14 protein-coding genes are annotated in these 26,085 nt (G+C 44.7%); 8 read left to right on the plus strand and 6 right to left on the minus strand.

The genetic code is table 11. The features are described 5' to 3' along the window. The first annotated feature begins 57 nt into the window (after nucleotides 1-57). Both AAE250_RS00785 and AAE250_RS00790 read left to right on the plus strand, forming a co-directional pair. The gene (locus tag AAE250_RS00785; protein ID WP_342288617.1) at nucleotides 58-1,677 is read left to right on the plus strand and encodes a RagB/SusD family nutrient uptake outer membrane protein; all 1,620 of its coding nucleotides are present in this window, start codon (nucleotides 58-60) and stop codon (nucleotides 1,675-1,677) included. A gap of 28 nt (nucleotides 1,678-1,705) precedes the next feature. After that, nucleotides 1,706-2,662: a BT_3987 domain-containing protein gene (locus tag AAE250_RS00790; protein ID WP_294595515.1), complete on the plus strand. Its 957-nt coding sequence runs from the start codon at nucleotides 1,706-1,708 to the stop codon at nucleotides 2,660-2,662. Nucleotides 2,663-2,775: 113 nt separating this feature from the next. Here AAE250_RS00790 and AAE250_RS00795 read toward each other — a convergent pair whose 3' ends face one another. The 4 genes from AAE250_RS00795 to AAE250_RS00810 all read right to left on the minus strand — a co-directional run bounded on the left by AAE250_RS00795 (nucleotide 2,776) and on the right by AAE250_RS00810 (nucleotide 12,477). Next, nucleotides 2,776-5,397, minus strand: a complete 2,622-nt coding sequence (locus AAE250_RS00795; protein ID WP_294595514.1) for a Kelch repeat-containing protein — start codon at nucleotides 5,395-5,397, stop codon at nucleotides 2,776-2,778. A gap of 112 nt (nucleotides 5,398-5,509) precedes the next feature. Continuing rightward, the gene (locus tag AAE250_RS00800) at nucleotides 5,510-6,376 is read right to left on the minus strand and encodes a DMT family transporter (RefSeq protein WP_294595512.1); all 867 of its coding nucleotides are present in this window, start codon (nucleotides 6,374-6,376) and stop codon (nucleotides 5,510-5,512) included. A 9-nt stretch (nucleotides 6,377-6,385) separates the two neighbouring features. After that, on the minus strand, nucleotides 6,386-8,359 hold the full coding sequence (locus AAE250_RS00805; protein WP_294595511.1) for a DEAD/DEAH box helicase: 1,974 nt from the start codon (nucleotides 8,357-8,359) through the stop codon (nucleotides 6,386-6,388). 167 nt (nucleotides 8,360-8,526) lie between these two features. Next, nucleotides 8,527-12,477 carry a hybrid sensor histidine kinase/response regulator transcription factor gene (locus tag AAE250_RS00810; RefSeq protein ID WP_294595509.1) on the minus strand — a complete coding sequence of 1,317 codons (3,951 nt, stop codon included), beginning with the start codon at nucleotides 12,475-12,477 and terminating at the stop codon, nucleotides 8,527-8,529. Nucleotides 12,478-12,730: 253 nt separating this feature from the next. Between AAE250_RS00810 and AAE250_RS00815 the strand changes: the two genes are divergently transcribed. The 6 genes from AAE250_RS00815 to AAE250_RS00840 all read left to right on the plus strand — a co-directional run bounded on the left by AAE250_RS00815 (nucleotide 12,731) and on the right by AAE250_RS00840 (nucleotide 25,071). Continuing rightward, nucleotides 12,731-14,005, plus strand: a complete 1,275-nt coding sequence (locus AAE250_RS00815; RefSeq protein WP_294595507.1) for an AGE family epimerase/isomerase — start codon at nucleotides 12,731-12,733, stop codon at nucleotides 14,003-14,005. Between the two features lie 18 nt (nucleotides 14,006-14,023). Continuing rightward, complete coding sequence (locus AAE250_RS00820) at nucleotides 14,024-17,218, plus strand: SusC/RagA family TonB-linked outer membrane protein (protein ID WP_294595505.1); 3,195 nt, start codon at nucleotides 14,024-14,026, stop codon at nucleotides 17,216-17,218. A 27-nt stretch (nucleotides 17,219-17,245) separates the two neighbouring features. After that, nucleotides 17,246-18,937 carry a RagB/SusD family nutrient uptake outer membrane protein gene (locus tag AAE250_RS00825; RefSeq protein WP_294595502.1) on the plus strand — a complete coding sequence of 564 codons (1,692 nt, stop codon included), beginning with the start codon at nucleotides 17,246-17,248 and terminating at the stop codon, nucleotides 18,935-18,937. 87 nt (nucleotides 18,938-19,024) lie between these two features. Next, nucleotides 19,025-22,021 carry a glycosyl hydrolase family 28-related protein gene (locus AAE250_RS00830; protein WP_294595500.1) on the plus strand — a complete coding sequence of 999 codons (2,997 nt, stop codon included), beginning with the start codon at nucleotides 19,025-19,027 and terminating at the stop codon, nucleotides 22,019-22,021. Between the two features lie 13 nt (nucleotides 22,022-22,034). Further along, a complete protein-coding gene (locus tag AAE250_RS00835; protein ID WP_294595498.1) occupies nucleotides 22,035-23,909 on the plus strand; it encodes a hypothetical protein in 1,875 nt (624 codons plus the stop codon). A gap of 67 nt (nucleotides 23,910-23,976) precedes the next feature. Beyond that, nucleotides 23,977-25,071, plus strand: a complete 1,095-nt coding sequence (locus AAE250_RS00840; RefSeq protein WP_294595496.1) for a glycoside hydrolase family 5 protein — start codon at nucleotides 23,977-23,979, stop codon at nucleotides 25,069-25,071. 206 nt (nucleotides 25,072-25,277) lie between these two features. Here the strand turns inward: AAE250_RS00840 and AAE250_RS00845 are convergent, their stop codons facing one another. Beyond that, nucleotides 25,278-25,472: a hypothetical protein gene (locus AAE250_RS00845; RefSeq protein ID WP_294595494.1), complete on the minus strand. Its 195-nt coding sequence runs from the start codon at nucleotides 25,470-25,472 to the stop codon at nucleotides 25,278-25,280. Next, entirely contained in the window at nucleotides 25,462-26,043 is a 582-nt protein-coding gene (locus AAE250_RS00850) for a zeta toxin family protein (RefSeq protein ID WP_294595561.1), read from the minus strand. Before AAE250_RS00850 ends, AAE250_RS00845 begins: the two co-directional genes overlap by 11 nt. Between the last annotated feature and the right edge of the window lie 42 nt (nucleotides 26,044-26,085).

The raw sequence follows: 26,085 nt of genomic DNA on the forward strand, positions 1-26,085 counted from the left end.
AATCTATCTATAATTGCAGCTTTATTTATTGTGCCGCTATTTACTTCGTGCGCAGATATGCTGGACCTATATCCGGAAGATTCCGTTTCTGATGAGAACTTTTGGAAAAGTGAACAAGACTTGGAACTCTTTGCCAATGGCTTCTATGGAATCTTACCGGGAGCACAGGGGCCGGGTGCTGATGATCAATCAGATTGTTACGTGAATGAGAAACCAAATACCTGGTTATTCAATCAAGAAACGATTCCTACTTCAGGAGGTGGTTGGAGTAGCGGTGACTGGGGTAATATTCGTTCTGCCAACTACTTTATGGCTCGCTATACACGCGTATCTGGAAATGAAGAGAATATTAATCGTCAGGTAGCTGTAGTACGTTTCTTCCGTGCTTGGGAGTATTTCTATAAAATAAGACGTTTTGGTGATGTACCTTGGTATGAAACAGAATTGAACGTTGATTCGGAAGAACTCTACAAGGGGCGTGACAGCCGGAAGGATGTGTTTGTACATATTCTGGAAGACCTTGATTTCGCTATAGAACATCTACCGGATGCTAACTCTGTCTCTACAGGTCGTATGCATAAAGCTGCTGCTTTGGCATTTAAGTCGAGGGCTTGTTTGTATGAGGCCACTTATCGTAAATACCATGGATTGGGAGACTATGAGCATCTGCTCCGTGAAGCTTCCGATGCTGCCTGGCAAATTATTGATAGTGGCAGATATGCGATTTGGAGCAATGAAAAGCCTAAAACGGATTATTATAATCTGTTTATTCAGGAAGACCTTTCAAGTAACAGTGAATGTATTATGCCTCGTGTATACGAAGCTAAGTTACTGATGCATAATAATACCCGCCAGCTCGAAGAATCATACACAGGAATGAGCCGTGCCATGTTTGAGCAATATTTGTGTGCGGACGGTTTACCCACAGCAGTCAGCCCGCACTATGGTAGTGAAGCTGCTATGCCTATAGACGAACTTGCCAAACGAGACCCCCGTCTTGCGCAGAGTATTGATAATCCTAATTTGCCGTTTAAATTGTTGGGTGACGGTACTCCTTCTTTCAATGCAGTACCTTCTCTTGATACTAAATATTGTACAACAGGATACCATGTAATGAAGTACCATTCACCGGATCCTGAACAATGGAATATTGGCCTGTCAACACTGGATGTTTTTATTTTCCGCTATGCAGAAGTGTTGTTAAACTATGCCGAATCTAAGGCAGAATTGGGAGAATGCGATCAGAATGTGTTGGATGTTACGATTAATCAGTTGCGTGATCGTGTGGAAATGCCCCATTTGACAATAGAGGTAGGTTTTGAGGACCCGAACTGGCCAAATTATGGATATGAACTAACACCACTCCTATATGAAATACGTCGTGAACGTGCTGTAGAACTTTTGGGTGAAGGTTTCCGTTGGGATGACATTGTGCGTTGGAAAGCCGGTAAACTACTGGAAAATCCGAAAACAATGTTAGGGATGAAAGTTTCAAATCAATTGAAAGAAGCTTATGGAGACTTTCCGCGTACTTTGGATGAGGAAGGATATCTGGTTGTTTATCCTGATAAGAAGTCCAGAGTATGGGATGATAAACTTTACTTGCATCCGCTGCCGATTGATGAAACCACAATGAATCCTAATCTGTTGCCTAATAATCCGGGTTGGGGAAAATAATATGAACTTTTAAAAATGAACAGAAATAATGAAACGAAATATATTTAAGTCAATATGTTGGTCATTGGGGTTATTGGTTACTCTTTCTGCCTGCAGTGATGATGAGAGTGATAATACTATCTATATCCCTAATGCGGGAACATTAGTAAAGGTTAATTTTTATATTGAAGATGAGCCTCATGTCGAAACCTTTACGATAAAAGTTACTCCTGAAAAATATCCTGATTTGAATCCCTCGGGATTGAATGCTGATGCGATTGTGCATGTGGAGGCCGATCCGGATAAAGTAGCAGAATATAATGCTGCTAAAGGTACTGATTATCCTGTATTGCCGGTCGGCTCATATACAGTCAGTTCTACTGCTGTTATTAAGGCGGGGACAGTGGAATCCGAGCCTGTGACAATTACCGTTAATGCAAAAGGAAATGTTGAACCATTTATTGAATACCTGTTACCGGTAAGCATTGTTTCGGCAGAAGGCATAGTTACAGACCATTGTTGCCAAACTGTATATTTCCTTTATCGTGGCGCTATGGATGCCAGCAATATGGAGTTGCTCGACCGTAGAGGATGGACTGTACTGGAGGCCTCGTCCGAAGAACCTAAAGAAGGAGACTGGGGAAATAGCGGGCTGAAAGAAGCATGTATAGATGGAAATATAGGCACTTTCTGGAGTACGGATTGGGCACAGAGCCATCCACAACCTCCTCATTGGATTTCTTTTGATCTGGGACAGTCTGTTTATATTCAAGGTTTTGCTATTCAAGCGCGTAAGGAAGGAAATGATGGTCCCAAAGTTGTAGTGTTTGAAGTAAGCGAAGATGGAAGCACTTGGATAAATGCCGGAGAGTTTAAGGATATTCCGGCAGCAGGTGAATATAGATCTTTTTTGCCGCAGGCAGTTACAAGCCGATTTGTTAAACTGACTATAACAGCGGTAAATGGTGGCCCTCATGTAACAGTGAGTGAGTTTAATTTGTTTTAGTATATTTATGCCACGTTAATTAGATTGTTTTCAGCCGTAGATGAGGTGGATATATGGATACGAGGGGATTACCCGGAAGTATCTGTTATATCCACCTTATTTTTTGGAATATATTATAATCGTATATTATTGATGTCGACTTCGTCAAAGGCTATGGGATAGTCTTCACCCATTACTTTACGATAATCTTTAGTGAAAGCATTATAAAGTTGCATCGCTTTGTCTGATCTGCTTTGGCGGCGATAAGTACATACGGCATAGGTCATGGCTTGATCAGATAAAGGGTCTATATCAAACAAGATGTTGCAAATGCGTATTGTAACAGAATTCCGCCCATTCTTGTAGTATGTATGAACTTGTTCGGAAAGAACAGAAATGGTGAATGCCTCCGCTTGCTGCTTGGAGTAGTCAAACAGACTCGTTTCAATGGTGTTAAGGAATTTGCCGTGTGAGAGAATGGTGTGCAGTTCTGCTGACTCATCTTCTGTTGAAGGAGCTTGTTTTATTCCGCCTGTCAGGAAGAAGAAGCGCTGATAATCACAATAGCATTCTTCTGTAAATGCCAGTTTGAAATACCCTTTCTGATGGGTTAGCTCTATACCTTCCAACTCTTGCAATGTTCTGCGGAGATGATTTATAGTCACATTTTTCAGGTTCTTTATCTTGTCATCCGGTTTGTCCGGCCAAAACAAATTGTTTAGGTCCGAAGACAATACACCATCTTTGGTAATGCTGTTGATAAGAATGTATAGAAACAAGTGCCTTATTTTAGGACTGAACATATAGGTTATGTCCCGTCCATTCTTATCTATAACTGTGAAGGTGCCGAAGAGGGAAATACTGTTTTTACGTAAAGCCATTGAAGCTGATAGAAGCGGTTCATCTGCTTCTTCATCAACTATCTGAGTAAGAGAAGAGAGCTTTGCTCCTGTCGGTTCTGTATTGGCATAAGGATTATCCTGTGATGTAATGGAATACTCTTTGCTGTGGTCGATAGAGCGTTTTCGTTTTATAATTATGATTACGCTTGCAGATGCAATGATGAACAATGGAATAAGGAGATAAAACCATGTAACCGGTTTATTTGAGTTGTTGGTTTGTTCATCATAGAACTTCATGGCTGCCAGTGATACCGGAGGATTGGATAGTGAATATATGCGTGTGGAAGACTGTCCGTATTTCTCGAACTCTTGGGTGACGCAGTAGAATTCATCCAGATTGGGATTATAATATAAATTGGCATTGGTTGCTATCTCTTCCGAAGTAAGCGGAATGCTATCTCCTAAAGCTTCATACTTTCCGTCGGATATGGATAGACGGTATAGTTGCAGATAGGTTTGAGGCTTGTACTCAGGATAAGCTAAGAGGTATATATAGTTCTCGTCATCGGAAAGTATCATGTCTCTGGTGGGAATGCGTTGGCTCTTCGGAGCTTTGTGTTCCCATAGTTTCTTGATTTTCTTGTTCTCGAAATCCAGCTTGTAACAATCATAGTAGTACTGGATGCCTACATTCTGGTCACCGGCTTCATTCCCTTTTCCGCCGTAGATATAAGCATGTTTTCCATCAGCAGTCATTGCTATGCCGGCAAAGAATCGGGGAGGGATAGGATCACCGGAGAAAGCAAGAGTGTCCCATCGGCTTTGCAGAAGGTCATAAGTTATAAAGGTATTGTAATACTTTCGGTTTCCATATCCTCCGAAAAAGAGTAATTGGTGCTTTTCAGGGCGATATAGTCCGCAATGATGATGCAGTTGTAGAGAAATGGCATCTCTATCAATCGTCTTCCAATTACCGCTCTCCAGATTCATTTCTGCAATATACGTTTCTTTCGAATTCAGCTCATAGGCGTAAATTGTTTCTTGAGTCTCATTTATAAAGTTCATCCCCAGACGAATCGGCAGGCTGCCGCTTTCCGGTGTGTAGGGGAATTGTTCTGAACTTTGTTTGTAAATGTCGTAGGTGGTAATCGAATCTTGGTTGTAGATATAAAATTTCTGTTTTTTGGGTGCAAATACAAAGCCCGATGGAGTGGGAGAGTAAGACTGGAAGACAGGTTTCCAATAATAGGAATGGTTGATGAGCCAAATAGGATTTGTAATGTGACCGATAACTTTTCCTTTACTGTCATGCACCTTTTCTCCCTGGCTTTCATTCAAGGGAAACTGCCAAGTCTCTTTACCGTTACTTATGGTGAGGTTCCGTATGGAAAAAGAAGCTGTTTCCAGAATATGGTTACACATGCCGAAAAAAGGCTGTGGGGTGAAAGTCTTTCCCTTCAGACCGATGTCTTTAAGAATTGTCTTATTGCCTCCTATGTTGATTTTAGCTTGATTGTTCGTAATGTCCATGTCGATTGAGATTGGCATCCACTTTCCCTGTAGTTTGCTGTCGGCATATCGTACAGTATAATAGATTTGCTTACCGTCTTGAGCAAACATGAAACTTCCTTTAGTTTCTTCGTCATACACGTATGTCAGGTTGAAAGCTCCTTCTCCATCGGCATTTTTCAGGTAGAGAATATATCCGGGACTTTCTATATTATGTATAGCGTATTCAAAGGAAACACTGAACTTACCGGTTGGAGCAGGAATGTACTCTTTAGAAAATACGCGGAAGGAAGAACGTTCAGAGATTCGTCTCTCATTACCATAGAATTGTAGTCCCTGTGAATAGCCTTCGTTGACAATACCGAGTTGTAGGAATAGTATGATATAAAAAAGGTGTCTCTTCATAATGTATTTGATTCCATGATATGAAGGACAAAAATATAAAAAAAAGTAAAAGGAGTAGTCCGTTTGGTGATAAATAGTTTCGCTTTGCTGTTTATGAGAGGAGAATACTTGATTATCTTTTTAATATAATAACGGTCACAGCCGAGATAATCAGCAGAATGCCTATGGCAATACTGTTTGTGAAAGGCTCTCCGAATACCAGGATGCCGACACCGACAGCCGTAACGGGCTCCATTGCTCCCAGTACAGAGGTGAGTGTGGAGCCTATGTTTTTGATGGCACGTACCAGGGCAAGATTAGAAATAACAGTAGGCACTAAAGCAAGCATCACCAGGTTTCCCAATGTTACGCGGTCGGGGATGGCTTGCAGCCCGATGCCCGATGCTTGTATTCCAATAAAGAGGAGCATGCCACCAAACAAGAAGACGTAGAACGTCATTTTAAGCCCTTTCATTTCCAGCTTTTTCAGTTGGCTGACGGTAACCAGGTAAAGGGCATATCCCAGTGCAGACAGCAGAACAATGAATATTCCGAACCATGTTATCGTTCCCGTTGTATCTCCCTGAGAGAGGAAGAATACTCCGCTTACTGCTAGCACAATGGCTCCCATACGCCAAAAGGATTTCTTTTCGCGGAAGAAAATCATCATGATGAGAGTGGTAAGTACCGGATACATGAAGTGTATGGTAGTGGCCACTCCGCTTGCCATGAACTTATATCCCCAGAAGAGGAATACGGCGGAAGTATCGTAAAGCGATGCCAATAATAAAAGTGGTAATATCTCTTTCCTTCGGATGCGGAAAGACTGTTTGTCCAGCAGCAGTATGCCTGCTAGTGCCAGCATGGCAAACAAGAAGCGATAAAGCAGGATGGACCAGAAGTCCATCCCCTGATGCATGGCAGGAATCGTGAACAACGGGATGAGCCCGAAGCTCGCGGAAGAGAGTAATCCGTATAGAAAGCCGTTGATCTTGTTCATTGCTGCCTGTTACTTCTTCTTCGTCCGTCTTGCCCAACCCTCTTCGCTGAAGTCCGGTTCGGCATCGCGGAAGTCGTTCTTCTCACCTTGGAAGAATTGTTTCCAGTCGTCTTTCTTACCGCGGGCTTTGGTGTAGCCACGCTCTTCGCGACTGGGTTTGCTCTTTTTCTTGTTGTCACCGGCTGTGCTATCAGGCTTGTCGTTGCGACGGCCGGTGGCATCGCTCCGTTTATCGTCCTTGTAGCTGCGCTTCTTGCCGTCATAGTCCTTCTTTCCGTCGGAATCTTTTCTGCCGTAGCCACCGCCTTCGGTCTTGCGTCTGCTTTTCGGGGCATCTTTGCCTTCCTCTCCGGCTATTTCTACAGATACCTTGCGTCCGTTCCAGTTGGCACGGTTCAGTGCTTTCACTACGTTGCCGGCTTCCTTTTCTTCTACTTCAAAGAAAGAGAACTTCGGCATCAGGTCGATACGTCCCAGCTCTACGCGTCCGCGGGTATTGCTGTTCAGGAGACCGATTAATTCGCTGGGGAAGAAGTTGTCCATCTTGCCCAGGTTGATGAACAGACGGGTGTAACCCGGTGCTGCCTTGCGGCTGCCCTCGCTGCGTCCGCCACGTTCTCCGGTACGTCCGGTGCGTTCGCTGCGGTCGGCAGTGGTGGCAATCTCTATCTCTTCGCGGTCGCGGTAGTATTCAAGGAAACGGTTGAATTCATGAGAAACCATGCGCTTGATCAAGTCCTCCTTGCTCAGCCAGTCCAATTTGCGGTAAATGTCCGGCATGAAGTCCGCTATCTCGTCCTCGTTAACCTTTACCTTTTCCAGTTCGTCTATTACCTTGAGCAACTGCTTCTCACAGATCTGCTTGCCGGTAGGCATTTCTCCTGCGATGAACTTCTTGCCTATCATGCGCTCTATCTCGCGCATTTTGCCCTTCTCGCGCAGGTTGATGATGGCGATGGAAGTTCCTGTCTTTCCGGCACGTCCCGTACGTCCGCTGCGGTGGGTATAACTTTCGGTATCATCGGGCAGGCCGTAGTTGATGACGTGCGTCAGGTCGTCCACGTCCAGTCCGCGAGCGGCCACGTCCGTGGCAACCAGCAGTTGCAGGTTGCGGATGCGGAACTTCTGCATCACGGCGTCGCGTTGCGCCTGGCTCAGTTCGCCGTGCAGGGAGTCGGCATTGTAACCTTCCTGCATCAGTTTGTCGGCAATTTCCTGCGTCTCCTTTCGGGTGCGGCAGAAGATGATGCCGTATATCTGCGGATAATAGTCCACGATGCGCTTCAGGGCGGCATATTTGTCTTTGGCATGAACGGTGAAGGCAACGTGCTTCACGTTGTTGGTACTTTCGTTTTTGCGTCCGATGGTGATTTCCTTGGCGTCGCGCAAGTATTTCTTGGAGATACGTGCTATCTCCGGGCTCATGGTGGCGGAGAAAAGCAAGGTATTACGCTCTTGCGGGACATCGGCCAGGATAGCGTTGATGCTGTCCGTAAATCCCATGTTCAGCATTTCGTCTGCTTCGTCCATTACGACGTTCTGGATGGTGGTGAGGGAAACGGTCTTGCGTTCCATCAGGTCCAGCAGTCGTCCCGGAGTGGCTACGATGATATGCACACCCCGCTTCAGGGCGCGTATCTGGCTTTCGATGGACGAGCCTCCGTATACGGGCAACACCCGCAAGCCATCGATGTATTTGGAATAATCGTTCAAGTCGCCTGCTATCTGCAAACAGAGTTCGCGGGTAGGGCAAAGAATAAGTGATTGGGGAATTCTATTGTTGACGTTAATCTTCTGAATAAGCGGCAGACCGAACGCTGCGGTCTTTCCTGTTCCTGTCTGTGCGAGGGCTACTACATCATTATTTTCTCCTAAAAGGTAGGGAATTACTTCCTCTTGTACCGGCATGGGACACGCATATCCCATCTCTTCAATGGCACGGCGTATCTCCGCCGACACACCGAGCTCTTCAAATGTCTTCATTAAATCTTTGTATATCTTTATAATTCGGCTGCAAAGATAGAGAATAAAAATCAGATTATCTGAAATATGGCTTTGAAAACACGCTATATTCGTGCGAATTACTAAAAAACTGTTTTAATTTTCTCATTTGATTCTGTTTAGCATAATTTGTATCATTGTTAGGTGTGTTATATTTTGTCATTTTTGATGCTTTGCAGGTATTGTGACGGAGTTATACCAAATTCTTGCTTAAAATGTTTAGTAAAAGTTTTCGGAAGAACATATCCTAGCTGATAGGCGACTTCCGCCACCTGCATCTGGCTTTCGGATAGCAGTTGCTGGGCACGCTTCATACGAATGATGCGAATGAACTCCAGGGGGGACTTTCCTGTTATCTTAAGTAACTTGCGGTATAGATAGCCACGTGATAAATAGAGTTGAGCGGCCAAATCCTCAACTGTAAAATCGGCATTAGAAAGATTGTCCTCTACTATTTTAATGGACTTTTTTACGAACTGAGTATCCAAAGGGGTAATCGTGATTTTACTTGGTTCGATGTGAACTTGCTCCTGAAACATCTGATGATTCCCGATACTGTTTTCGATAAATTTATTGATTCGCATTTTTAAAATATCCATGTGAAAAGGCTTAGTAATATAGTCATCCGCTCCATGGCTAAGACCTTCCAGCTGAAACTCCTCACCGGCTTTAGCTGTGAGCAGAATCACAGGAATATGAGAGGTCGCAAGATCATTTTTTACTGTTTGGCAGAACTGTATTCCATCCATTTGGGGCATCATCACATCGCAAATGGCAAGGTCTATTTCTTCCGTATTAAGCAATTGGAGTGCCTCCATCGCACTCGAAGCTTGATAAACTTTATAATCGGTCGAGAGACTTTCACTGAGGAAGTTCAGAAATTCTAAATTATCGTCAACCACAAGTAACGAATAAGCGTTGTAAGGAGTATGGCTCGGCTCCAATGTTTTTTCTGTCTCCGCCGTGTCATTGAAAGAAGATGAAGAGAGGTTGATCTGAGCTTTCAATGGCAAGGTAACAGTGAAAACGGTACCGGTAGGATCATTATTATCCAGCGTTACATTACCACCATGCATTTGGGCGTACTGTTTGACAAGATACAACCCGATGCCGGTACCTCCCTGGGTGGAATCTTCTCCCTTTACTTGGACAAATAGATTGAAAATTTTCTCCCTGTCCTCTGCCGGAATACCCAGTCCGGTATCACTTACCTCCAATATCAATTCATTCTCATTTCGACTAAGTTTAAGTTCGATTGCACCTCCGTCAGGAGTAAATTTAAACGCGTTGGAAAGTAAGTTATGAATGATTTTCATAAACTTGGAGTTGTCACAATCCATCTTGATTACCGATGGCCGGGCGTTGAATGTATAGTGTATCCGATGTTTTTCAGCCATTTGCTGGTAAATGGAATACAAATCTTGAGCTGTGCGCACCACATCAATATGCGAATAATCCATTGTTTCACCTCCTGAATCTATTTTACGGAATGACAGCAATTGATTTATCAGTTCTAGAAGATATTTAGCATTTGAATGGGCCGTGCTCAACAACGAGGTTGATAATTGCGGGTAACGCTTGATAAACTCTTCCAAAGGGTTGATGATTAATGAAAGTGGTGTACGCAATTCATGGCTTACATTGGCAAAAAAGGTCAATTTCATGTCCATGAGCTTCTGTTGCTGTTCGGTCTTGCGCTGGATGCGCCTTGTGTGCTCTTTGCGTTGATAATAACGATAAAAGAATAAAATGAGACTTCCGATGACAATCATGATTGTGAACCCATAAATAATATAGGCAAGGGTGGTGCGATACCAAGGCGGAAGTATATACAGAACTAATCGCTGCACTTTGGATGCCCACTGTCCCTGCGCATTGCAAGCGGTAACTTCTAAGTGGTAGACTCCCGGATACAAGCTTGTGAAATAAATAGCATTTCCATTCATGAGATACCAGTCATGCGCTCCGTTAAGACGATAGTAGTACGAGATATTGTTTAATGCAGCAAAATCAAAAGTGGAAAAATACAAAGAAATAGGTAATTGGTTGATTTCCAATTTTATTTCTTTCTTGTTGGGAGAAAGGTATTGATCAATATTGTGTCCCGAATTCCCCGTAGTGTATTTGACGGAGGTAAGAAAAACAGAAGAATCATAAGCAACAGAGGATTTTTGCTTGGGACTGATGACAATTAATCCCCGAGGAGTACCGAATACAATATCCCCATTACTCAATGAACAAATAGCACGCTGATTGATTTCACTAGTAATCAATCCATCAGAGGTTTTATAATTGGTGATGTGGACAAAATCGTCAAGGTCAATGCACGAGATGCCATTGTAAGTGCCTACCCATAATTGTCCGTTGTGATCCTCGGTAATGGAAGTTATGAGATTGGTCGGTAACCCGTCGTCGGTAGTAAGGCATCCTACGCTGTCTGTTTCCTGATTCCAGTAGATAAGTCCGTCAGAAGTTCCTAGCCACAGTATTTGCTTGCTGTCTTTATAAAGAGTATAAAGATACGCCTGAGGTATAGACATATTGTTATGCAGATTTTTAGTCACGTAATGTCCCTGCTCTGTGTAAGTGTCGATAGCCAAAAGCCCCTTGCTGGTGGCTGCGAAAAGTCGGTATTTTCCGTCACCTATCATTTCTCGTATATTCATGCTGGTATCTTCGTATACAGTGACTATCCTGCCTGTATTCGGATCGAGTTTCTGTACAATGCCATCGAGTAATGCTATCCAGATATTGCCATTGGCATCTTCTTCAATACCATATACATTATTACTCCGCAATTCACTGTTTTGGGCAGTATATTGCGTCCTTTCTCTCTCTCCCATACAAATTATTCCTGACTGGAAAGTACCCATCCAAAGACGGTTGCGACTATCTTTATGCAGGCATACCACGATATTGGCTTGTGTCTGTACCGAAGTTACCGCATCACCCAATCTGGATTGTTCCAATAAACCCGCTCCATCGGTTCCAATAAACAAGTGATTGTCTTTTTCACAGAACGATAATACATCATTCTCGCCGCCCAGTGAATAGCCCAAAATAGTTTGTGTACCGGGCATATAATAAGAGACTCCTTGCTTATTGCTACCTATCCACACAGTATTGTCCTTGTCAATAAACAAGGAGGTAAGGTTATTGCTGACCAATGTATGATACCTTAGGGGATCATGTGTCAGGTGGTTCATCTGTTCTGTGTCAGATTCGTAGACAAAGGCTCCATGATGGCTGGTAATAATCCAGATATTGCCATCGGCGTCTTCGTCAATTTGCGCCACACGATTGAACTGATCGCCATGTATAGGTAAGGCTATCTTTTGCCAGGAAGAAGATTCAGAAGATTTATGCAATAAAAGACTATTTGTGAATGTATACAACCATAGTCCTCCTTTATCATCAACATAAACACGTGGATATTGGTTTGCAATCTCATCTTTGTAGCCCTCAAGACAAGGCAACGTCTGGGTAAAAGCACTTTTCAGGTCAATAATATGTATCCGACCGCTATTATTACATAAGGCATAGAGAAGTTCACCTTTTATATAAACCTGAGAAAGCTGAAAACCGGCAGGCAAGGCAAAATCCCTTATACATTTCCGGGTATGGTCATAAACGCAGATACGCTTACTGTCGCTGCCCCACAAATAATGGCGGTCCTTACTACAACCAATGTATGCAGCCATCTCGGGCTGGAAGCCATATTCTCCCAGTAAAGTTTTCACATCATTATTAAAGTTTCCTGTTTCATAATCATAATAAGCATAACTGGTATTATCACAATAAACCCAGACACGACCCGCAAAGTCCTCAAAAATAGAAATGACCGTATTGCTGGGTAATCCATGAGAAGAGTGATAATAGGATTTGAAATTGTGAGCATTCCATTGGTTCAATCCGGATGATGTTCCTATCCATAAATAGCCTTTGATATCACGATAAACAGCGGATATGTTATTGCTGGACAAGCCATCCGCTATCGTTAAGGAACGAAACATCATTTTTTCCGGTTCAATTACCCCTGCCATTGACAAGAGTGAATATGAGACACAGACAATAAATACCAGAAATGTTTTCTTTCTCATAAAATGTATAAAGTGTTTGATTGGAATACGTACAAAAATATGCAATATATTTCTCATTAATAAAGTGCAGACTGCTTTTTTTTGAAGCAGATTAGTTACATATATGTCTCAAAGAGCATAATTGGATGGGGTGGTCACAAATAGTACGTTTAATAAGTACAAAACATGCCTATAAAATAGTGATTGTATTAAAATTTATATCATAGTATTCACCTAATTTTGTAATGAAACAATAAATACTAATAAAATGATAATGAAACGCACATTTCTGTTTATCTGCTTTTTATTTGCTTATTTATTTAATATGATAAGTGTACTACCTCCTGAGAAGGATTCTCTATGTGATAGTTTGAAAAGTGAAATAATATCAGACCTCATGAATAATATTCTTCCCTTCTGGGAAAAATATAGTCCTTCACCTGACGGAGGATTTTATGGTACTATATTGCGTGACGGTACCCCCATAGTCGATTCTCCTAGAGGTTGCATTCTGAATGCACGCATACTATGGACATTTGCACGTGCTTTCCGTTGCACACAGAACGAAAATTATAAGAAGCTGGCAGACCGTGCTTATGAATACTTTGACACACATTTCATAAACCGGAGGCAAGGTGGAGTCTATTCAGTGATTACGGCACAAGGGCTACCCTTGGACAGTACAAAATCAGCCTCACCGTTAACTTATACTATCTACGCTTTAGCGGAATATGCCAATGCCACAACTTCCGAGTCAAGCCTGAAATGTGCCAAGATGCTCTATCGGTTTGTCGAAGACCATCTTGCTGACACACATGGAACAGGATATTTCGATTCATATAACAAACAATCTGCTGAGAAAACGCGTCCTACCAGAACATTGGATACCCATCTGCATCTGATGGAAGCTTACACTAATTTATATAAGATATGGCCGGACCCCGAATTAAAAGAGAGCCTGCGGAAAATCGTGATACTACTGAACGAACGTTTCTTCCAGCCAGAAACCGGCCATTTGTACACTTTGTTCGATATGGACTGGAAACCTCTCGAGCGAATCGACCGTTACGGACATGATACGGAGACGGCTTGGCTACTATATGAGGCGGCAAGCGTATTGGACGATGAACATTTGAAAGACCAATGCAGGGATGTGGCTTTAAAACTGTGCCGTGCTGTCGTACGTGACGGAATTTTACCACAAGAAGCTATAGCTACGGAATTCAACCATGATACGAAACAAATGAATCTTTTCTTGACATGGTGGACACAATCCGAAACTATAAGCGCTTTTTTGTATGCATGGAAATTAACAGGAGATACAGAGTGGTTGCAACATGCCAATCGTACGTGGCAGTTTGTTAAAGCCCATTTTATCGATCATGAAGCAGGGGGATGGTTCAAAAGCTGCACTCCTGAAGGTGAACCGATAAAGCAAGCGCCGAAAGGAAGTTTATGGAATTGCCCCTATCACGGTAGTCGCATGGGATTTATTACCTATGAGCTTTTAGTTGGTTTGCCAACTGAAAACATATTTCTTCATTATTAATAATTAACCTGTTTACTTATGAGAAACAAAATGAATCAGAAATGGACATGCCTTGTCTTTGTAGCGGCTTTGTCCGCAGCGCCTTGGTCCTACGCCCATGTAACCAATGGGGTGAATAAGGATATTGTGCAGGCTGTAGAACAATCTTTTACGGTCGGTGGTACAGTAGTCGACACTGCCGGAGAGCCTGTTATTGGAGCCAATGTGCTCCTAAAAGGAACAACTATTGGTGCTATTACCGACATCAATGGTACTTTCAAGCTGAATGTCCCCACAGCCGGCATGTTACAAATATCTTTTGTGGGATATAAAACTGTAGAGTTGAAAGTAACACAAGGTACGAACAATTTGCACATTGTGATGGAAGATGACTCGGGTATGTTGGATGACGTTGTGGTCATAGGTTATGGCTCGGTAAAGAAATCAGATTTAACAGGCTCTGTCACTACCGTAAAATCAGACGAGATGATGAAGCGTAACCCTATTGATATCGGACAAGGACTTCAAGGTCTGGCTGCCGGTGTACAGGTAATGCGTAATTCCGGAGATCCACGTGGCGGAACCACCATACGTATTCGTGGAGTAGCTACTGTAAATGGTTCAGCTGACCCTTTATACGTGATTGATGGTGTACAAGTGGGTACAGATATTGATTTTCTGAACCCGGCGGATATTGAAAGTATTGAAGTGCTGAAAGATGCCTCCGCTACTGCCATTTACGGTTCTCGTGGTGCCAATGGCGTTATCATGATAACGACCAAAGAGGGTAAAAAAGGCAATTCGCGCATTGACATCACGGCCAATTGGGCTATCAGCAGTAACAGCAATACCCTTGATGTAGGTACCATCCGTGACTTTGTGAAGGCGGTGCGCGGGGCCAAGAAGAACGATGGCGGCAGTTTCACGCAACTGGCTTGGGCCGATCCGTCATTGGACAGCAGGCTGAACAACATAGACTGGCAGAAAGAGATGACGCGCACGGCCTTGCAACAGAACTACAACGTCTCTATATCAGGCGGTACGGAAAATTCTCAGGCACGTCTTTCTGTAGGATATCTCGACAATGAAGGTATTGTGGTGGCTTCAGGATTCCAGCGCTTTACGACCAGAATCAATGTCAAACACAATATAAAGGACTTTATTCATACAGCGGCAAGCATTGCCTTCGTGCATGGACGTTTCTCAGGTTCGGGCAATGCCTATAGTTTTGCCGGTGCCATTCCCTCAATGGATACTCTGGATGAGAATGGACAGCTTGTTAACGTTCCTATCCGCTGGCCTGACGGCACATGGGGACACTACAAGAAAGAGAGTGACGGTGACCTGGAGAAAGGCACGGACAACCTTTATGCCGCCGCAATGGAGCGCGACAGCCGGAACCGCTTCAACCAAGTATTGGCTAATGCCAATGTGGACATTGACATTCTGAAAGGGCTGAAGTATCACACAGTGCTCAGTTATAACTATAACCAAAGCGAGGATGACGCATATAGTCCGGTGAACCACCGTACATTTATTACGGACACGACTCCTGACAGTTTCACGATGGGTAAGCGCAACAATAATACACTGGCTCTTGAAACTTATCTCACTTATGACCTTACGGCAGGCATACATCGCCTGGGATTTATGGCAGGGTATTCAGCCAGCCGTATGAGCAGTAGCGACCTTTACGGACGCGGTGAGGCAATGCCATCATCCGTCGTACGCCGCATTGAGCTGACAACCAACCCCTCCTCGCGTAATGTGACCGGTGGCTATGGTATTCCTGTACGGTTTGTTTCATGGTATGGACGTGCCAACTATAGTTTGATGGATCGTTACCTCATTACGGCTACCATACGCCATGACGGTTCGTCAAACTTCGGTGCCGGAAACCGTTGGGGAACCTTCCCGTCAGCCTCATTCGCTTGGCGGCTCTCTGAAGAGTCGTTTATTAAAGAACTGGATATTTTCAGTAATCTGAAGTTGCGTTTAGGCTGGGGACAAACCGGCAATGCAGGAAGTGCTACCAGCCTTTCTGTCGAACAGCTCACTTCCCAGTATATGATGTATTATTACTATTTGAATGGCACACCCGTCAACGCACCAGGTATTGCCCAGGCCAGAGAGGTGGACACCAACTTGAAGTGGGAGACCAACGAACAGACCAACATAGGTCTGGATTTCGGTTTGTTCAACAACAAGCTTAATATTTCATTAGACTATTTTGTCCGTACTGCCAAGGACTTGTTGCTCTACAAGGCTGTCCGTCCTTCAACCGGCTTTGAAAACGTTTATACCAATGCGGGAAAAATCCGTAATAAGGGTTTTGAGTTTTCTGTCAACTACAACACTCGGATAGGCAAAGACTGGAGCTTCAACGCATCCCTGAACGGTTCTACCCTTAGCAACGAAGCCGTGGAAGTGGGTGATGACATCTTTGAATCGGGCAATGTGGACGCCGGTTACTATTGGGAAAACTATAGCATCACACGCAATGGACATCCGGTAGGTGCGTTCTACGGATGGAAGGTGGACGGCATCTTTAAAACACAGAGTGAAATAGACAATCTCAATGCAGCGGCTGCCGCCGCAACCAAAGGAGAAGTGAGGTACTATCAGGACCCGAACACCAAACCCGGTGACTACAAATTCCGCGATGTAAACGGCGACGGCTACATTAATGATGACGATCGCAGTATCATCGGTAACGGATATCCCAAGCTGAATTTCGGCCTGACACTTGGAGCCAGTTGGAAATCACTTGATTTCTCGGCCAATATCTATGGAGTGCTCGGACAGGACATTTTATCTTATTCCGCCGCCCGCCTGACAACTATTTACAATCCCCGTGGCGGTTATCAGAACGGTCTGGCCGAATATCTGAACAATACTTGGAGCGAAGAAAATCCAAATACGCCTTACACCCGTCTGACGCGTAATGACGCCAACCACAATGTACGTGTGTCGGATGCCTACGTCAAGAACGGAGACTTTATCAAGATAGGCAATGTACAGGTTGGTTACACCTTGCCCAAGAACTGGGTAAAGAGTGTCCGCATGGAAAATGCACGCATTTACCTCAGTGTGGACAATCTGCTTACCATTTCGGGCTACAACAAATACGGCAATCCCGAGGTGGGTAATTCCAATGTGCTCCGCACCGGATTTGACAGCGGACGCTATCCTTTCCCGCGGGCATTTAACTTAGGTCTCAGCCTTCAATTCTAATCATTTACATAATACTAAAATATATATATGAAAAAGATATATTTTGCAGTTGCCCTTGCTGCTTCGCTTACCCTCTCTTCCTGTGGAGAGGATTTCCTGTGTGTTCCACATTATGACGTTCTTGCTCCCGACCTGATAAGCTCTTCCGAAGAGTATGCTAATCAAGGCCTGAATGCGCTATATGATACCTTTCTGCCCGACAAGCATGCCGGAAGCTTTGATATAGATATCGCACAAAGCTGGAATATGAAGCCTCAGTTTGCCTTTGCCAACTATCCGGCCATGGATGTAGGCGGAGGAGGCTGGGACCGTGAATTCTGGACCCACTCCTGGGTGGCCGGAAAAGATATGTTCCAGGTGGCATGGAAAATCTGTTACCGTGCCATTAGCCGCTGCAATACCTTCCTTGCGGAAATGGAAAAGGCAGCCCCTTCCATCTTCAAAGGGGGCGAAACGGCAAAGGATAAGCTGATAGCCCAAGCACGTGCCATCCGTGGTTATTACTACCTCTATCTTTCACAGAACTTTGGACGCGTTCCTATGCTTGAGACCGGAGAGACTTACTCGACATCGGCCTCCAAGCCTCGCGCGGAAACCGTGGCCGACACTTACAATAAGGTAATAGAAGACTTGCAGTTTGCGGCCGACAAGCTGGACTGGAAACCTGAAAACGGAGAATACGGACGCTTTACAAAGGGAGCCGCGTTGGCATATCAGGCTCTGACGTATATGTATCTCAAAGATTTCCAGAAGGCCAAGTCAATCTATAAAACCATTATGGACAGCCATACTTATGAATTGTTGCCCTGCTTCGGCGAACTGCATCAAATGGATCATTACTGGAGCAAAGAGAGCATTTGGGAAGTGGCTTTCTACCATTGGAGTGATCTCGGATGGGGGGCGACAGGAAGTACTGAAAACCTGTGGTGGGGATACTACCTGACTGCTCCGGGTGAATATGGAGGTTGGGGAGGCACTTTCGTCTCTTATGAATTCTGCCGTTCCTTTGAACCGGGAGATAAACGTAGAAGCTACTCTGTAGTGCCCAAAGGCGAAACCAATCCTTATACCAATCAGACAATAGGGGCTAGTCCGGGCTTTGAAAGCGATTGGGTGAATGCGGACAAGCTTCCCAATAACTACTGCCTGAAGTTGTGGAAACAGGCCGGTGGCAACCCGGTATATACTCCCATCTCAGCCATCCATCTACGTTATGCGTCCGTACTGCTCAACTATGCGGAATGTTGTTTTGAAACGGGCGAAGAGGGAACCGGCTGGGATATGATATATCAGATCCGTAATCGTGCATGGGGGAATATGGAGGTGAACGAGACTCCGTCCGAACAGTTCAAGGCTTCTTCCTTGAAGTATAACGACGCCATGGTCGAGGTGCCTGACGCCAAAGAGTTCTACACGAAATACCGCTCGGAAAAAGGTTATCATGCAGAGGTCTGGAAAGTGGCCCTTACCATCGAACGCCGTCATGAGTTCGTGTTAGAGTACGAGTTTTGGTATGACCTCTGTCGTTCAGGCATGGCCAAGGAATTCTTAGATGCTGAATATCCCAAGAATAACGGCGAGTATTATACTGCCGACGGTTTGCCTCGCACACCGCGCATTTTTGATTATGATGCAAATCACGAACTGTTCCCCATTCCTACACTTGAAATTCTGACAAATGGAGAGATTGGTCCTAAAGACCAGAATCCGGGATATTAAGGTGATAAAGATTGATAATTTTCTTATGAGAAGAGGCTGTGCAGGCAGTAACTTTATGCCGGCCTCTTCTTTTTCAAAAGATTAGTTATGAAACGACTACTATTATTAATGCTTTGGACGGCTATATGTGTTGCCTCCAGTGCAGTCACAAGCCGGTCTGTTTTCACACAACGGCCCGATGACCCTGATGCTGTTTACTTCAACCCCACTAAAGGAGATGTAACTTCGGCATTACAACAAGCTATCAATGCTCTGAAAAAGCGCGATAATTACGGCATTGTTTATCTGGCTCCTGGCGAATACCGCATATCCGGCACTATATATGTGCCGCCTTCCATTCGTTTGATAGGATATGGCAAAGAACGTCCTGTCGTGATATTGAGCAAGAACTCACCAGGATTTGATCAGTCTTATCCCGACGATGAAGGTGACGCCAAATATATGTTCTGGTTTATATCAAATACAGCAGATGAAGAGGTAGAACCTGCAGAGGCAACATCCGGCACTTTCTTCCAGGGATTTGAAAATATTAATGTTAAAGTGGAGAATGGCAATCCGCAAGCTGTTGTATTTCGCACACACTATGCACAACACAGCTTCATTGAACATGTGGAAATGCAAATTGGTAATGGGAAAGCTGGTATTTTCGAGGCAGGCAACGAGATAGAAGACGTGGTATTCTGCGGAGGAGACTACGGTATCTATACGCGTAAAACATCTCCCGGCTGGCAAGTCACAATTTTGAATACCCTTTTTGAGGGGCAGCGTAAAGCATGTATTCGAACAATGGAGGCCGGCATGACGCTGGTAAGGGTGACGATGCGCCATTCCCCCATCGGATTGGAAATATGGCCGGGTTATACAGATGTAGCCTTTATGGAAGATTGCACACTGGAAAATCTTAGCGAAGCAGGAGTGATGCAGAGTGGTGTATTAACCCCCACTAACCAGTTCAATGCACTGAATGTAACTTGCCGCCGCGTACCTTGTTTTTTGAAGTTTCGTGAAGGCGATCAGCGTAAAGTGGAAAACAAGTCTGCAATATATTGCGTCGATAGCCTTTCACTGGGTCTGACTTTCGACTCCATGGAATCGGATGGAAATCACGCATTGCGCTATAACCTCCGTCCGCTGACCCAAATGCCGACGCCGCCCCGCAACGATATACCCACTCTGCCGGATATGTCACAATGGACAAATATCATGGATTTGGGTGCCGTGGGCGATGACAAGACAGACAATACAGAAGTATTTCTCAAAGCCATCGAAGAACATGATGTCATCTATCTGCCACAAGGCATCTACCGAGTGAGTAAACCGATAAAGTTCAAGCCGAACACGGTCATGATAGGTATGGACCCTGTATCTACACGAATCAAGTTGGCAGCACATTCACCTGCATTCAGTGGCTTTGGCGAGCCTGTTCCTCTGATTGAAACACCTATGGGGGGGCGATGTATTCTCTCCGGTATCGGACTGGATGCCATGGGATTCAATTATCGTGCGGTAACCTGCAAATGGATGGCCGGTGAAGAATCGTATATGAACGATGTGCATTTCTCCGGGTGGGCCACAGTCAAAGGGCCGCAACGTTTTCCCGGTTTTACACAAGAGATGAGCAATAGTATGATGCGTCCGCGTATTATGGATAGAGGGGTGGAAGAGAGTTGGGATAACCAGCATTGGAACCTGTGGGTCACCCGGCAAGGTGGTGGTGTATTTAAGAACATCTGGATTAATAATACTTATGGCAGTTGTGGTTTGTTTGTTGAAAACACCTCCACGCCCGGCCGTATCTACGAAATGTCCGTGGAGCACCACTTGCGCAGTGAAGTGCGTTTTTCCAATGCTTCAAAGTGGAGAATATATGCTCTGCAGTTGGAGGAGGAAACTCGTGAAGGAAATGACGTTGTTCCAATGGAGCTGACCGGATGCAACGATCTTCGCTTCTTTAACTTTTTTGTTTTCCGTGTCATCAGTATTGTGCGTCCTTTGCCTTATGCAGTACGCATTTGGAATAGCAGTGATATTCATTTCTATAATTTCCATAACTTTACTCAGATGCGTTTCACTATCAATAATTCGGTGTATGACCCTAATAAACGTATTGCTGTCCGCCCGTGGGAATTTGCTCGCCTCACCATCACGGGAAAGGAAGCACAACGTCCGGAACGGCCGTGTGAAGACAATGTGGAATGTCTGCAAAGCGGATTTGAATATGCCGAAGGCATCGTACATGATAACAATGGAAATGTCTTCTTCTCTGAGGAGCGCTTACGTAAAGTCTATATGTGGAATGCAGCTACAAAAAAACTTTCTCTATTGCTTGATTTGCCGTGGCAGCCTCTTTCTTTGGCCACCGATACGGAAAATCGTCTACTTGTGATGGTGAAATATTATCCACAGCCGAAGCCTCGTCCTTCCAATGCTTCCGGTAGTGGGGCCGGAGGAGCATGGTCCACTCTTCCGAAACCTGATCAACTACCCGATCATAAAGGAACCACTTATAGTTGGTGGGGTAATTTCGGATTCGAACCTATGGTTTATTGTGTAGATACTTCCAATCCGAATGCCACCATTCAGACTCTTCCTCTTAGCAAAGAACTTCCTGTTGCTGGAAAAGTCGAAAAGATTTACTATGCTACACACCGCTGGCGCGACTTGCACGATTTCGACTCAGTCTGTATCTATCGACCGAAAGAGTATTTTGTGGCTCCTGACGGTTGCACTGTGATTCCTCGGCAATATGACTTGCTACGTTCTTCGTCGCTTCAGTCTGTCGTTCCGGGCAGCACCATCTACCAAGTGGACGAGTTTGCCCATCGCGTAAAGCGATTTAAGGTAGATGCTCAGGGCTTCCTGAGTGAACCTGAGCTTTTTGCCGAACGGGGCGAACATGGCGTTACCACTGACCGTAATGGAAATGTGTATATAGCTGAAGGTAACATTTTGGTATATAACTCCAAGGGAGACTACCAACGGACCATACATACTCCTGAAGGTCCCAATTCTTTGACTTGTTCCGGGGATTATCTCTATTTCACAACCCGCAACTCATTCTGTAGAGTGAAGATTGCAAACTAAAAATCAACGACCTATGAAAACAAAAATACTGCTCTTGCTTTGTTTGTTCGGCTTAATGGCTCCCATACAAGCTAAACACCGTAATTTTACCGTATCGGTCTATGTCCGCGCTTACGAAGTGGAAAAGATGAAAGATACAGAATGGCTGACGTCCACTTGGAATATTATTTCCGAGCAACTTGATGTGGATAAAATCTATCTGGAAACACATCGTGACCTGCTTATTGTGGACGATGCCACAATAGAAAAAGCTAAAAAGTTTTTTATGGAACAAGGCATCGAAGTAGCGGGTGGTATCACTTATACCATCAATGAAGCCAATAATTTTGAGACTTTTTGCTATTCCGATCCCGAACACCGGCGCATTGTACAGCAGATTGCCGAACATACAGCCCGCCATTTCGACGAGTTCCTGCTCGATGACTTTTTCTTTACCAGCTGCAAAAGTGAGGCGGAAATAGCCGCCAAAGGCAACCGCTCATGGACTGAATATCGTCTGGCGTTGATGAACGAGGCAGGGAAGAATCTGGTTGTAGATCCTGCGCACCACGTGAATCCCAAAGTAAAGGTTATCATTAAATACCCCAACTGGTACGACCATTTCCAAGGGCTTGGCTTCAATCTTCAGGACGGGCCGCAAATCTTCGATGGGGTATGGACGGGCACCGAAACGCGTGATCCTGCAGGAGCCCAGCATTTGCAGAATTATTTAAGTTACAACGTGATGCGTTATTACGAGAATCTCTCAGGCGGACGGAACGGAGGTGGCTGGGTGGATGCCGGAGGTATCAGCATGAGCATGGACCGCTATGCCGAACAGCTGCACTTGACTGCCATTGCCAAGGCACGCGATGTAATGCTGTTTGCCTACAACCAGTTGATCGACGTAAAACTGTCGCCTCGGTTTCGCGCTTCATGGCAAGACGGAAAGACCAGTTGGAACTATGATGAAATGACTTCCACTTTCCGGTCGGACGACGGCAAACGCCAAATTACTCCCACCACCATGGCGCGGATTGCCGACGTAGTATTGCGCCAAGCAGATAATCTGGTAGGTAAATTGGGGAATCCTGTGGGCATTTGCAATTACAAACCGTTTCACTCTTCGGGCGAAGGTTTTCTTCAGAATTACCTCGGTATGATAGGGCTACCTATGGATATGCGTTGCAGCTATCCTGAAGAGAAGTGCAATGTAGTACTGCTTACAGCACAAGCTGCCGCTGATGCCGACATTATGAGTAAGGTAGAACAAAGCTTGCGACAAGGCGGAAATGTAGTGATTACAAGCGGACTTTTGAAAGCTATTCCCGAAAAGATTGCCGAGGTGTGCGAACTACAATGCGATGACCTGAAAGCATTGGTTAACGACTTTGGCAATTACGGACAAAGCACACGTGACATTCTTATTCCACAAATACGTTACTTCACCAACGACAGTTGGGAGATAATCAGTGCCGGACGTCCGCTACAGGGTGGTGTTTCAGGGTATCCCATTTTGCATAGAGCTCTTTATGGCGGTGGCAATCTTTATGTGCTGACTATTCCCGATGACTTCGGTCAGCTCTATGACTATCCTGCAGGAGCTCTGAATGCTATACGGCGAGTGCTCAGCCAAGACTTGGATTTTAGTTTGGAAGCTCCTTCCAAGGTCGGTCTTTTTCTCTATGACAACAAGACAGTGATCGTGGAAAATTTCAACGACCTGCCGGTAGAAATCAGTTTGGTATGTAATGGCCCGTTCGAAACGCTTACTGATCTAGAAGATTCTTCGGCAAAGCCTATCTCCAGCCAAGCTGGTAAAGTATTCAGTGGATGGAGAGCAACGGATGTACGTCGTTTCACGTTAACACTTCCGCCTCACTCTTATCATGCTTATAAGTATAAATAACAGATTTCTCAGATAATCTATAAACAAAAAGTATATGATGGAAACTATTAGAAAAACTCTGCGGTGTATGATATGGATATGCATCCTATGTATGGCATCCGGCGTTTGTATCTCATGCACTCGTTCATCCGAGCCTACAGTATTTGAAATTAAACAAGGTGTAAACATCGGTTGCTGGCTGTCACAGTCTAACATTACAGACGAGCGGCGTAAGCAGATTTTTAATGAAGAAGACATTGACTTACTGGTGAAAGCCGGTTTCGACCATATCCGCCTGCCGGTAGATGAGGTGCAGCTTTTTAACGAAGATATGTCCCTCAATGAGGAAACACTGAGCATTTTGCACAACACTATCGACAATTGCCTGAAACGAGGACTTAAGGTCGTTTTCGACTTGCACATCATTCGTTCGCACCATTTCCTGGACGAACATGCTGCACTCTGGAGCAATGTGGCGGAACAAGACAAACTGGTAGATATGTGGCGTGTTATTCAGCAACAGTTGTACTGTTATCCGGTGACGGAAGTAGCTTATGAACTACTAAACGAAGCTGTGGCCCCTGACGACGAACAATGGGCGGCTTTGATGCTGCGCATTGTGGAGATGATACGTGAGAAAGAACATGATCGTGTCATTGTACTTGGCGCCAACATGCAGAATAATGCGGCTCATGTAAAGAATATCCGTGTGCCTCAAGACGACCGCAACATTATGCTTTCCTTCCACTTCTATGAACCGTTGCTGATAACGCATTACCAAGCTTTATGGACTCCTTTGCGCATCCTTAACTTCAGTAAGCCCATGCAATATCCCGGTCAGCTGATACCTGATGATCTGTATGCCGAATTGTCTGATGAAGAGAAGGAGGTGGTCGAGCCCTATCACCATTCTTATGATAAGGACTGGATTCGTTCATACTGGAGTGAGGCTATAGAGTATGCCAAGCAAAAAGGATTGAAACTTTATCTGGGCGAGTTTGGATGTCTGGTCAATTGCGGCGAAGAGGTACGCATGGCTTGGCTGAAAGACGTAGTCGATGTAGCACGCGAACAAGGCATTGCTTATTCACTTTGGGAATATAACCAGCAATTTGGTTTTGCCGACCGTTGGAACAAGGGAGTAATTACCAACAATGACCTCATGAAAGTTGTTACTCAATAGGAACTGGGCTTATGAATAAGCCATCAACTCTCTCCTGAGTTTGCTTTAGATTTTTCATCTTATTCTTTTATAGGAGTGTGATTAAAAATAGGAAAGCGAACTCAGGGGAATGTTAGACGCCTTGATCCACTTGTTTCCTTGATGTGTGTTGCGTTTGAAAACTTGTTTGTTAATGGCATACGGCCGAATAATTACTAAAAAACGGATTATTTTCCGGCTGTTTCTTCACTATACATCTTTCGCAACAGTCGGCGGGCCGGTACGGCCTTGATTTTTCCGTCGGGCGTGCCTTGTATCACGTCTTCGTTTCTCAATGCTTTTTCTTCAAGCATTCTCTTCTCGGCCAAAGCCAGTCCGTAGTGCAACTTGCGGCTCAACTCTTTTCTTTCATCATTTGACATAACTCTGTATGGTGTTAAAAAGTTCTGTATGGTGTACGTCTGTTACTGTATTGCGTCCGCCTTCGGCGACAATGACACGCGGGGTGTAACTGTTATCGGCCAATAGCCAGTAGTCAACGCACGGCATATAAATGTTGAATAGATTGTCTATTCCGGCTTGGTAACGTCGCAGGACGACGTCTCTGGGTATATCGTGTCCGCCATTGCTGACACGTTGTGCAACACGGTTGATTGCCAGTTCCGGTGAATTCAGCCAAAAGTAAATCAGGCTCACCTTGTAGCCTTGTTTCTGTGCTTCGGAGACGAGGCGGGTGTAAGAACGGGTGGCAAGCGTGGTTTCTATGGAGAAACTTTCCCGGTTTTTCAGCAATTCGTTGATGCGTTGCAGCATCAGCCTTCCGGCTTCGATACCCATACTCTGTGGGTTGAAAGGAGACAAGCCGCGGGCTATCTCGTCCGCATTGACAAACTCCTTGCAATTCAGAACATCGGGCAACACCGTATAGGACGCAGTCGTCTTACCGGCTCCATTACAACCACTGATTATATAAAGTTGCCTGTTGCTATCCATGCTCTTCTGCATTGCTTTATTCTGCAAACTTACGACAAAAAT

Source organism: Bacteroides sp. GD17 (genome assembly GCF_038448625.1).
Classification (GTDB): domain Bacteria; phylum Bacteroidota; class Bacteroidia; order Bacteroidales; family Bacteroidaceae; genus Bacteroides.